The organism is Mordavella massiliensis, assembly GCF_016901695.1.
Classification (GTDB): domain Bacteria; phylum Bacillota; class Clostridia; order Lachnospirales; family Lachnospiraceae; genus Claveliimonas; species Claveliimonas massiliensis_A.
In genome coordinates this window covers 1-12,598 of the sequence record NZ_JACJKS010000029.1, presented here as the reverse complement: position 1 = coordinate 12,598, position 12,598 = coordinate 1, and the positions used below count along the sequence as shown (strand labels likewise).

Genomic DNA, 12,598 nt, shown 5'->3' with positions numbered 1-12,598 from the left:
CTGAAGTTAATTTTCTGTTGCCCAAACTCAAAAAAATCGTTATAATAATCTTGTTTTAGCATAGTTCCATTATAACATGGAACGGAGAGGAAGATGGTTGTCGTTAGCCATCTTTTTCTCTTTTTAGAGGATAAATTTCAGGGGCAGACGTGACTCATGCGAGTCACGTCTGCCCCTGATTTAGACTATCTATTTCCCGACAGCCCCTTTCTTGCATATCATCAGATATTCTTATATCAATAATTCTTGTTAAAGTTCTTGTACTCTCTTTCTACCGCGAGCCGCTACACTCTCCTGCGCTTTCTCCACGCATAAGCGCCTGCCACCGAGAAGCCGGACATGGCTGCGAGCATCAGCCAGAGCATGATCCCTGTGCTGTCGCCGGTCTTAACTGCTTTGTCACCGCCAGTTCCTGTCTGGCTGCCATTCTGACCGCCAGACTGCTCTTTCGCAACGATCCGGAATGTCACTGTCTTCTCTGCGATCTCATAATTTCCGCCTTCATTGTCTGTAATGGTCACAGAAGCAGTTCCCACACTCACATTGTCTGTGTAGGTGACCGTATACTCATCAGCCGGAATGACTGTGCTGCCGTCTTTTACGGTGACGCCCGGCTTCTTTGCCGTTCCGTCGTAGATGTACGTGTCTTTTTCAAGTTCCACTGTCGGGTCTGCCACTTTCTTCTCTGTCACGGTCAGTCCTGTGATCACCGCAGATACCTCTTCCCCGTCGTGTGCGTAGGTAACGGTAACGGACTCATCTCCCACCGCCAGGAAGGAACCTTGTTCATACACGATACCCAGAGCGGAGGCCGGGATTGTTCTCACAAGTCCGTTTTTATAAGTGATCTCAACCGTCAGGCCAGTCGGATCAAACGGATCACCGTAGCTGTACCCGGATCTGTCCGGCGTACCTGTAATCTTCATAGCCGCCGGCGGATTTGCCTGGATCGCCAGGTCAATGGTGCCGGACACTTCATTGTAATGCTCTGTATCTTCCGGGATAAATACCCACACATATTCTGTGCGGTCCAGTTCAAATACGGTGCCGTCTGCCAGCTTCAGCGTACCTGCCGCCTCTCCGGTCTTGTCAAGCTGCACGCCTGTCGGATCATCTGTGGAATAGAGTGTTTCGCCATTGTAGGACACGTCTCCCACATCCGGATTGGCCTTTCCGGCATCAAAGCTCCACACAGCATATGTCTCCGCATAATTCTGATCTGCTGCCTTTACAGCTTTGACAGTCACCGGTCCGACTCCCTTGACCGTCACGGTTCCGTCCTCACTTATCGCAGCAAACTCTGTGCCTTCTATCACTTCCCAGGTTACTTTTCCCTCACCGGAACCGCCGGATGTCTGGAGGGTGAAGACATCTCCGTAGGAAATGGTTCCCGCCGGCATTCCCGTAATGGCAAGCACAGCCTGGGCCGCTTTTCCGATCTCAAAGGAGGCTGTGCCATTTACAATGAAATTGCCGCCCTCTCTGTCTGCCACGATCACCTTTGCTTCTCCGGCATTTACATTATTTTCATAAGTCACTGTATATTCGGAATCGGGGATCAGAAGTCCTCCTGCATACACAGTTACCGCAGGCTCTTTTTCCGTTCCGTCGTAGATATATCCGCCTTCCGGGATGGCAAGCCTGATGTCCGGCTCTTCCACTGTCTTCTCGGATACAGTCAGGCCGTTGATCTTCGCTGTGTGGGTCTCGCCTGCTTCTGTGTACGCCACTGTCACGGATGTGTCTCCCGCCCACAGGAACGCACCATGCTCATAGCGGATCTCCATTTCATTGTCTGTCAGGACTTTTCTGTCGCCATTTACATAGACAGCCGTAACGGTAACACCTGCAAGATCCACAGTGTCCCCGTATACGTATTCGGTCTGCTCCAGTTTGCCGCTCACTTCTATGCGATCCACAGTCACAGCCTGGACTGTCAGTTCTATAGATCCTGTCACACTGTTATAATTGTCTGTATCCTCCGGCACAAATGTCCATGTATATAACTCCGTGCCTGCCTGGAGAGTAGTCTCATTCAGCGAGAGCGTTCCCTTGGCGCTTCCTGTCATCTGAAGCTGCACATCTTTCCAGGAAGTGCTTGTATAGAGCACGTCATTTGCGCAGGTCACTGTTCCCACATCCGGGTCTGCCTTCTGAACTGACAGAGTCCCTTCAGCCTTTGCTCCGGCATAGTTGCCCTTGCCCGGATAGGAGACTGCCACTGCATAGTCACCGGCAGGAATGCCAGACAGTTTTTCCGCCGGGAGAACTGCCCTTCCATTGACGATGTCCACGGTGTATTCTTTTTGATCCACCGTGAATGTCACGCTGCCAGTCGGCATATCGGTCTCGCTGATACCTGTCAGCACAGCGACAAGAGAAATATCCTCTCCATAGACTGCTGTCTCCGGGACATCCAGACGGATGGACGTGGAGGCAGGGGATATGGAGAACAGTTTTGTATAATCGATCGTGCAGTTTTTACTGTACTCTGTACTCTTGATGACCACCTGCGCGCCATTTCCGGCATTTACGTTATTTACATACTCTACTGTATACTCCTCTGCCGGGAGCTGTACAGTCTTCTCCTTGTCGATCCACACAACGACTGCCGGCTCTTTTGCTGTGCCGTCATACACATAGCCCCTTTCCGGCCAGTCCGGGAAGGTAAACTGCTCAGACTCTGCAATAGTAATCTTTTTGATCTCAATCTGTTTTTCAGCTCTGGATGCCGTCATGTTTTCCGAATACGGTATGGATGCTTTTAGTACATACGTACCTGCATCTACAGGAGCTCCCTGGAGGGCGGTGTTCCCTGTACTGTCATACCAGGTGAAGACTACATCCTCGTAAGAAGCGCCTTTGATTTCCAGTTCCTTTTCTGTTGGAACTGCAAAAGGCTTTGTGTCGTAATCCTTTGTTGTCTGGTAAGTATCTGCAAAGCCAATGCTGCTCTGTGCTTTCTTAACTGTCAGTTTGCCCGGTTTATAGGCGATATTATAGTTTCCGGTCACATCACTCTTGGCCGCATTTTGGATCTCTGCGTCTGCCACAGTGATCATGCCATTGTCTGTGACTTTCGATGTGTCAGCTGACAGCTTCACAGATGCAACCGCATCTCCTTTAGCCAGGCCGGCTGCTTCTACCTGCCCTATACCCTCATCGATGGTCTCTCCGTAGGTGATAGCCTGGTCCCGGGCTGTAATGGTCACATCCCTCTTTGCGATCTCAAAACTTCCCTCAGCTGTTCCTGTATAGTTTTCACTGTTGTCTTTCGCTGTCACGGTAACTGTCACAGTCCCGGCGCTGATCAGATCATCCCCGAATGCTACTTCATACTCCGTCTCCGGAACAGTTTCCCCGTTCAGTGTCACTGACACATTATCTTTGGAGACAACTTTTTTTGTCCCGTCATACACATAGCCGTCTGCCTCTGTTACTGTGACAACTGCACCGGCCAGGCTCAGTTTGCCTGACGTGGACACTGCCACGGTAATGCTCGATGTATTGTCCGCTTTGTCAGTAACGGTCAGCGTAAATTGATATTCTTTCTGCGGCTCCATCCCTGTGATGGAAAACTTGCCATTTCCCTGATGTGCAATATTCGGAGCTGCGGAGCCTCCCTTATCATAAGTCAGGCTGTAGCTCTTGATGCCAGAGAGTGTGTCTTCTGCAGAAGCATTCACTGTGGCGGAGGTATCCTGCACAGAAACGTCTGCTTTCAGTTCAGTCGGAGCGGTCTTGTCGATTGAAAACTTAGCATATCCTCTGACAATCGCTCCCGTATTCAAATTCCTAAGATAATAGGTCTTGAAAATTTCTCCTTCTCCTGCGACAGTAATCTCATTCCCCCACTCTGTATCTGCCTTTGCGGTATCTGCAATACTGTATCCCTGAGGCGGCTGCAAAATGACATCTGACTTGTACCAATAGTCTTCGCTCTGCTCTGTCGGACTATATGCAGTAGGATTACTTTCGTCTGTGTAGTAGTCAACCGTAAATGTGACTTCCTGGGCCTCTGTGACTTCGACATCTGCATACTGTACTGTCAAAGTATACTTGCCTGGTGTATATATCTCTTCCTGAGGATCTTCTATTGGAGAAAAACCGTATTTTAAAGTATTGAGTTCTATATCCAGCGCGCCATTTACAAGTTCCCAATCCCCGATTTCAGCATCTCCGGAATAAACCTTTACCCCTTTACCGGGACTGCCTGTCACATGCAGCACCACGTCTGTTCCATAAGCCACCTCTGAGCTTTCCAGCTGTACAGAAAGCGGGGTTACTGCATCCGGATCGTAAGCCGCAGAAGCGAGGTTCAGGATACTGTCTGCGCCGGAGCCATACAGAGAAGTCGTTTCTGCATCATAGCTGTATGTTATTGAATATCCCGACTTGTTCGAGAATGAATATCCATTGTCCACAGAGCCATTGCCGCCTGCCAGGAACAGTGTCCCGTCACTTCCGATCGTACCATCGTCACTGTTCGTCACGTCCACCAAGTAATTCTGACCGTCCGGCATAGTGACGATATTCCACATATGGCCGCCAGCGCCCGTTCCTCCTGCCATTATCCCTGTTATCGTATAGCAAACTATAGAAGATGTATCAAATTTCGTCAGATCACAGAGATACTGGAACGCCTTGGCATACCCTTCGCATACTACCGTGGTATCCTTATCGCCGTCAAAGACATAGACCAACTGCCACGGGTCCCCATAAGGTGTACCGGCATTGTCCGCCGCACCGTGATTGTAATCTGTCAGTTTACATATTTCCTCTTTATATCCCAGCAGCTTTTGGTAGTCCGATGCATCCTTATATTTGTCAACGATTTCTTTTGCTTTGGCCGCTGCGGCAGCAGCGGACTGAGCACGGGAGGCATCTACCATAAATTCATTGTTGTTTCCTCCATAATTATCAGAGACATATAAAGAAAGGACTCTGTTAAGAGTAATACCTTTCACATCCCATGAATATAAATCATGTGCACTCCAGCCTCTGGTCTTATCAAACCAATACAGTTCATAGGGACAATCTACAAGTAGTACATCTATGACTTTATTAATATCTCCTATCTTTTCTGAAATCTTAGCTTTAATATCATCCGTAATCGTTGATGGCATGCCATCAAGTCCTAACTCTGCATACGTAAATGTCCATGAAAATGTGAACTCCGTCGAACCGCCATTCGCCGCGATTCCCGCAATGCTCGTTTTCAACTGATCATAGATTGCCTTCTCCTGCTCATTCAACACTTTGTCGCCATAGTTGGCCAGTGTGGAGATATCGCTGTTAAGTCCCAGTATGTTCATCACATACCCGTCCAGCAGCTCTTCATTATCCGGCAGTCCCGGATCTTCAGGTACTATGACATCGGTTTCCGTGAGGATCTCTGTATCCTGCTCCTGTGCCGGTTCTTCTGCCGACACGGTACTTGCGGAAAAGGGCATCATACTGCACGCAAGCGCCGCGGACAGGACAAAGGCTAAGATCCTCCTCCTTCTTCCTCTCATAAAGTAGTTCCTCCTTTTTTTCTTATATTTACAGGTTCTATTTGCTCATGTCATACTCCCCCGGGTGCACTTTCCCATATTATTTTCATAATACCCCTCCCTTGGTATATTGTCAATAAATATCCTCTGTTTTCTGACACATTCAACAAAGAAATAATCCAGCGGAAGCATGCCGCAGAGATTGACGTTCCATCTCTGCTTTTTTATAATTTTCTTATCAGAAATCCATGACAGAAAGGAGTTTTTTTATGAAACGAAATCTAAGCTGCGATGTGGCTGTTGTGGGCGGCGGTTCGGCAGGGATTGCCGCTGCCATCGGCGCCCACGATGCAGGCGCAAAAGTGCTCCTTCTGGAGAGAAATCCGTACTTTGGCGGCCAGGCCACTCATTCACAGGTCCACGCCTACTGCGGTTTCTGTACCAACGGAGACGACTGGAAACAGGTGGTAAAGGGTGTAGGGCAAAGGGTCCTGGACAAGCTGCACTCCATGGGACGCTTCGACGGCTTCACCTACTCTCCCACAGGAAATCTCTACGTGCCGCAGGACCCGGAATATACAAAGCTGGCGCTTGATGAGCTGGTGGAGGAGTCCGGCGTGGATTATCTGCTCTGCTGCCAGGTGGTCCAGGCGGACACAGAGGGCGGACGTATCCGCCGTCTCACCTGCGCAGACGATGCCGGCCTTTTTACCGTGGAGGCTGAAGTCTATGTAGATGCCAGCGGTGAGGCCAACCTGTCCGCCATGGCAGGGGCGCCTGTAGAATTTCACTGTGACCAGAGCGGCTGTCTTGTCTTCCGCATGGGAAATGTCCGGCACGGGATGGACTATTCTCCAGCCAGGATCAAGGCGGCTGTAGAACAGGCCATAGCCGACGGAATGACCGGCTTTTCCGCATCCTACGGCACAGTATGCCGGGCCCAGGATACAGATGACTACACGGTAAATATCATCAGCATGCAGATCCCGGGACTGGATGCCGCGACACAGACAAAATACGAGATGGAGGGCCGCAGACAGGTACACCTCTACGCGGAAGCCTTCCGCAGATATCTCCCCGGGTTTGAAAACTCTTACCTCATCTACTCCGGGCCTCGCATGGGTTACCGGGAAAGCCGCCGCATTGCAGGGGAGTATCAGCTCTGCCGCGAGGATGTAAAGACTTCACGCAAATATCCGGACACCGGGATCGCCAGAGGCGGCTGGGGCGCGGAGCTTCATCTGGGCAGCAAGGACGTGGTCTTCGGGGAGGAGCGGGGCGCCAAATATTTTGACATCCCTCTCCCCTGTCTGCGGCCAAAAGGCATGAAAAACCTGTGGTGCGGCGGCAGGATCATCTCCGCTGACCTGATCGCGGCTTCCTCCATCCGCGTCATGGCCACAGGATTTGCCACCGGACAGGCTGCCGGCGTGGCCGCTGCGCTCAGCACAGGCCGGGGCGATCATGACACAGCGGCGATCCGGGCCGAGCTGGAGCGCCAGGGAGCGCTGATATAAAAGCAAGCTCCCATTTCGGTTAAGTTTCACCTTGTTGATGCCCCTGTCACCCCTGTGATATGATTTTTTATTATGACTGCCACAGCATCCGCGCAGGCAAAAAAGAGGGGGAATACATTTCCATGCACACGCACGCCTTGAACGACCAGCAGATACTGGCAAAGCTCGCCAAGAGTCCCCAGCAGGGACTGGCTCTCCTGATGGAGCAGTACACAGGGCTCATCTGGCATATAGCGTCCAGGTATCTCCACGATCCCGAGGATATAAAAGAATGCGTCAACGAAGCCTTTACCCGCTTTTATTTCCAGCGGGACAAATACGACCCAGGCAGGGCATCCCTGCCCCTCTACCTGTCTGTCATCACAAGAAATCTGGCCATCTCCCGCTACCGGAAGGAGCAGCAGCAGACAGCTCTGTCCACGGCAGCCGCATTGTCGTGCCCGGAGGACCAGCAGATCTCCCTGTCAGAGCTCCGCGCAGATGTGGAGAAAGCCATGGAGACGCTGCAGCCGGAGGAGGCAGCTCTCATCCGCATGAAATACTACGGCGGCATGACCACAAAAGAGATCGCCGCCTCCTTAGGACTTCCCTACGAGACCGTAAAAAAGCGCCACCACCGCAGTCTGAAAAAGCTGCGCCGTTCCATGCTCCTCTCTCTCATCCTCCTGGCGCTGCTACTCCTGTCCGCCTGCACCTACTGTGTGCTGCGCCACTACAATATCATTCCATCTCTCTGGGAGATCCTTGTTGGAGAGGGCGAGCCGCCGGAAGAGGACGACAAAAATGGTAAGGATAAGCCCAGACCTCTGTTCCTCTCCTCCGACCGTCCCCTCTCCCAACCGGACAGCGGGACACCTGAGGCGGTTTCCCGGGAGGAGACCGGCTCCGCAGTCCCGGGGGACTCCTTCTCCAGCTCGGAAGATGACAGCTGGGACATTCCTCACTCCTGGGTAGACGGCTACGGCCCTGTCCTGTCTCCGGACACGACTGCCTACTCTCTTGCAGAGGAAGTGCATTTCGAGACAGAGTACGTCACCGGCATTCTGGAGGACGCTGTCTATGCAGAGGGAAATCTCAAAGTCTCCTTCCTCATACAGGCAAGGGAAGGCTCCTTCTCCGAGCTGGCGTCCCGGTATTTCCCGAATCTCAGCTACCTGGCGTTGCTGCCGGACTTTTGCAGTATCTACCAGGAGGACCTGCTCCTCGCCGACACAGTCAGCGCCTCTACGCGCCACACGGGACCGGACTATCAGTGGACCTGCCTTGTCTTTTCCGGCGTAGACCTCCCCCGGCAGGATAGCTCCGTAGAGCTTTCTCTTACCTCCACCCTCTCCCAGGAGTCACTGGCGCAGATCCCCTGTGAGCTGGGTATCCCCTTTACGCTGACGCCCGCACCGGTACAGGAGACCGGAAACCTTCTGTATGAGTTGGGAGATGACTACAGCATCCTTGCTGTTCCCCGTCGGGAAAATGGCTCTCTGGTCGTCTCACTTTGTCCCTTCTCCGCCGATGGCGTGCCGGCCATCCTTTCTTCCCTGATCTGGGGCTCCTACGGTTCAAAAGGTGAGGGCGAGATTGCCCTTGCAGGCGAAGACGGTTCTGTCTATACTGGCACCTGCGTGCAGTACAGCCCCGGCGCCACCACCAAGGATTACTACGACTGGGATTTCGGCCCTGTCCCACCGGGGAACTACACGCTCCACATCCCCTATCTGTACCTGAGTTCTGTCCTTCCGGAAGATTTCTCCATCCCCATTGATCTGGAGACATGCACATGGGAGGACAAAAGCTGGACTGTAGGGAGCGGCAGCATCACTGTGGACAGCGTGACCCCCATCCCTCTTGTACCGGGCCAGCGGATCCCCGGCACCTATGTGTCTGCCTCTGACTGCCCGGGAGAACGGGCCTGGAAAATCTGCCTGAAGCCTCAGACAGATACCTCCGGGCCGGAGATCTTTGATCTCTTTCTCAGCCAGAAGACAGATTTCCTCCCGGACAGCAGCCATATCTGCAACGCAGGCAGCAGTATTGGAAAGTCATTCCTCGAGGACGATCCACAGGTCATAGAGCTTCTTGTGCGCCTGGACACCTTCACCCGCGACCCATCCTCCTTCTGCCTGACCTCCGATGACCCCTTCCACTCAGGCCGGGACGGCGTCAACTACCGCTGGAATGTAGAGCCCGCCATCCCTCTGACGGTGGAGTGATCTCTCCGACCGGAAACAAGACTATGTCTTTGAAAATGTTAGTATTTACCATGTTGATAGCCCTCCTTTTACATGCTATTTTTTAAGCAGGTCTGTCCGCCCTTCAAGACGGATAGACAGCCAAAAAAATATGTGAGGAGGGTTTTCTATATGAGAAAACGGATAACAGGACTGCTCCTGGGCATCTGCCTGGTCGTCTCCATGCTGCCTGTGACGTCGTTTGCCGCAGCTTACATGGCTCACAGCTATGAAGAGTGGTGCGATTTCATTGAGCGGTATCCGGGGGATCAGTTCGGGTATGGCTTTGAGATCTCCGCATCTCAGGGATTCACCTGGCCCGAGGAAGAAGTCACTATCACCATTGAAAAGAACCTGTATGTAAATGGCACCTGGGTGATCCCGGAGAACGTCACCGTTCTGAACCATGCCCAGGTCAACGGCAATCTTTCCATAGAGGGCGTATGGAAAAATGAGGTCAAACAGATCACTGAGACCAACTACGTGACCGGCTCTGTGAGGGGCAATGTGACCGTAAAGGATGGCGGTCAGTTTGTCGCCCAGAACAACGGCAGCAACTTTTCCAATATGACAGTCGAGAGCGGCGGAACGCTGACCATCGACACCTACGGCTCCACCTATGTGGAACCCGGCAAAACCCTGACCCTTGCCTCCGGCGCCATTGTGAATGGAAGCGGCGGCATCCAGCTTGGGGGAACGCTGTGCGGCGAGGGCGTCACGCTGCCCCAGTCCACCTCCATCACTGTCAACGGCAGATACAGCGGCACCCAGGCCGATGCGGTCATCTCAGGAGATATAACCGTCCTCTCCAATGTGCAGGTGAGCAGCGGCACCCTCACCGTCCCCGCTGGCAGCAAACTGACCTGCAGCCAGATATATGTATCCCCCTCCCACTCAGGCGCGGACACGGTGGGTATCCTGCGCATCGACGGGGAGCTGGCAGTGACAAGTCTCATGCTGCTCTCAGGGGATGACACGGCCGACGCCGGCCGCGCGGAAGTGCAGCTTGGCTCTGAAGGCGTGCTGAACATGCAGCCCAGCTCGGAGATTTCTTCCCTCAGTCCCAGCGCCTCCATCACGGGAGACGGGACCCTGAAACTGTTTGCCCCGTCGGATGAGGCAGGTTTCCCCTATAACTGGCCCACAATTGTTGTAGATTACACCTGGCCCTATATTGATGACGGTCTGGACCTTGCGCTGGAGAGAGGCTATCTGGCCGATACAGTCACCATCTGGAAAAGCTGGGTGGAGGGACTGCAGTGCGACCACGACTGGGTGGCAGGAACGGTGGTTGGACCAACCTGTACAGAGGAGGGGTACACCCTCTACACCTGTTCCAAGTGCATGGCTACAGAGACACGGGACATACAGCCCGCCCTTGGCCATACCTCCGACGGCAACACAGACTGCTCAAAAGACACACTGTGTACACGCTGCGGCACTGTCCTCATTCCTTCCGGGCACCAGTGGACAGCAGACACCTCCCAGGAAAATAAGATCATCTACACCTGCACACGCTGCGGCCAGGAGACTGTGTACGAGCTTTCACTTAAGGATGATATGCAGATCGGATTTTCTTCCGAGGCCCTGGCTTCCCTCTCAGAGCAGGCTCTCGCCGCCGGATATGAGACCGTTCTCATCACCTCCGGCGAGGCGGACACAGAAGACCTGACAGAGGCCCAGCAGAAGACAGCAGCCTCCCTGTCCGATGACGTAAAGGTATTTGATGTCACCCTGCAGGCCGTCACCTACAGCGCCGATGGTACGATTGAAAAGTCCGAGGCGCTCCACGACTTTGACGGAACTGCCACCGTCCGCCTGCCCTACGATCTCCCCGCGGATATGACAGGCCGTCAGCTCAAGGCCTGCTATCTGGCAGAGGACGGATCCACAGAAGACAAAGGCGCCGTATCCTACAGTGCGGGCACGGCTGTCTTCACCACAGACCACTTTTCTTCTTACGCAGTGTATACGGCAAAGACCAGTGAGCAGCCCGGCGGAGGTACCGGCGGCTCTGGCGGTTCTGGAAGCGGTTCCGGCAGTTCCACAGAAGAAGGCTTCTCTGCAGGCAGCGCACAGGGAACTCCTTCCCAGGATCACGCTGGGACAAAAGCTGTAAAGACCGGGGATACAAACAATCTGACGCTGATCCTCCTCCTTCTTTCAGCCTCCCTTGCGGCAGGCTGCGCAGGAATGGCTGTAAGAAAGAAGAAGTAAGAGCGCGTCTGAAAAGAAGCATACAAAAATTTGTCCGAAAATGGGGTTGTCGGTTAATACCGAATTTTAACCCCTGACATGCAAGGAAGAGACAATCCCAGGAGTTCGGCCTTTTTTAAGAACCGGATCCTTTGTCAGACTGTCTCTTCCTTTTTCTTCTTCGTATTTTAGGACGCAAAAGTCCCTTGTTTGGATTTTGAGGAGCGCTCCATCTCTTAAGCGGCTTTCTGATCCTTTTTCCCTTCGTATTTCTCGATTTCATGATGCAAAAAGCGATGGTATTTCAAGATGTTACGACCGATCACATACAGCATGAACTCTTTATACACTTTTTCCCCCGAACGGTAGTTAAACCGCCGGAAGTGTTCATTCTCTTTGATATCTCCAAAGTGTCCTTCTGTCTGGATTGAACGTGTCTGCCGTTTCATGATCCCTTCTTCACTCTGGATGTTCGCATGGGACTCTTCCTTCAGCTCCTCCCACTGTTCGTTGATCTTCATCACTTTATTCCGATCGGAATCCTTTTCCGCATTGTATCTGTAAAGACATCTGGATTTATGCTCACAGCCGCTGCAGTCCGCACAGCCATAGACCTCCACCGTCTGGGTATAGCCGTCCTGCTCTTTGCTTTCCGTCCGGATATGGCGGAGCTCCCTTCCGTCAAGGCAGATGTAATAATGCTCATCTTCAAAGACCGCGTATGTCATGTTGTAATACTTTCCGATCTCTTCTCTGTAAGCACGGGTTTTCCGTTTCTCATGGTCCTGGAGTTTGACGAAGCTTTTGATCTCATTCTCTTTGAGATACAGCAGGTTCTTTTCACTGCAGTAGCCGCTGTCGGCAGTCACCGCTTCCAACATATCCCCAAACGCGTTCTGGTGCTTTTCCAGAACCGGGATCAGCGTATTATAGTCCGTCCGGTCATTGCTCACATATCCGTGGACGATGAAGTAATTCTCTACTGCGATCTGGACATTGTATGCCGGTTTTAACTGCCCGTTCATCATATGATCTTCTTTCATCCGCATGAATGTCGCTTCCAGGTCTGTTTTGGAATAGCTGTTGCGGTCTTTCCCCATGATCTCAAAACATTCCTTATATTCCATCAGACGGATCCCGCATTCCTCCAGTTCCTCGTAGAGCT

General features: G+C 52.5%; 5 protein-coding genes. 3 read left to right on the top strand and 2 right to left on the bottom strand.

Translation table 11 applies throughout. The features are described from left to right. Positions 1–284: 284 nt before the first annotated feature. The gene (locus H6A20_RS12485) at positions 285–5,516 is read right to left on the bottom strand and encodes an Ig-like domain repeat protein (RefSeq protein WP_204907439.1); all 5,232 of its coding nucleotides are present in this window, start codon (positions 5,514–5,516) and stop codon (positions 285–287) included. A gap of 248 nt (positions 5,517–5,764) precedes the next feature. On the opposite strand from H6A20_RS12485, the gene H6A20_RS12480 reads away from it, so the two are divergent. The 3 genes from H6A20_RS12480 (at position 5,765) to H6A20_RS12470 (ending at position 11,454) form a co-directional block, all read left to right on the top strand. Further along, positions 5,765–7,012, top strand: coding sequence for an FAD-dependent oxidoreductase (locus H6A20_RS12480; protein WP_204907438.1), 1,248 nt, complete (start codon positions 5,765–5,767; stop codon positions 7,010–7,012). 137 nt (positions 7,013–7,149) lie between these two features. Continuing rightward, positions 7,150–9,219, top strand: coding sequence for an RNA polymerase sigma factor (locus H6A20_RS12475; protein ID WP_204907437.1), 2,070 nt, complete (start codon positions 7,150–7,152; stop codon positions 9,217–9,219). Between the two features lie 150 nt (positions 9,220–9,369). Further along, on the top strand, positions 9,370–11,454 hold the full coding sequence (locus H6A20_RS12470; RefSeq protein WP_204907436.1) for a ribonuclease P Rpr2/Rpp21/SNM1 subunit: 2,085 nt from the start codon (positions 9,370–9,372) through the stop codon (positions 11,452–11,454). A 215-nt stretch (positions 11,455–11,669) separates the two neighbouring features. On the opposite strand, the gene H6A20_RS12465 is transcribed toward H6A20_RS12470, so the two are convergent. Next, the coding region (locus H6A20_RS12465; protein WP_204907435.1) for a transposase at positions 11,670–12,598 on the bottom strand (929 nt) is incomplete at its 5' end.

What these genes read in the sequence shown, in the direction of transcription:
- H6A20_RS12470 (WP_204907436.1), top strand. Translation starts at nt 9,370, where the DNA reads ATGAGAAAACGGATAACAGGACTGCTCCTGGGCATCTGCCTGGTCGTC.
- H6A20_RS12485 (WP_204907439.1), bottom strand. Translation starts at nt 5,516, where the DNA reads ATGAGAGGAAGAAGGAGGAGGATCTTAGCCTTTGTCCTGTCCGCGGCG.
- H6A20_RS12480 (WP_204907438.1), top strand. Translation starts at nt 5,765, where the DNA reads ATGAAACGAAATCTAAGCTGCGATGTGGCTGTTGTGGGCGGCGGTTCG.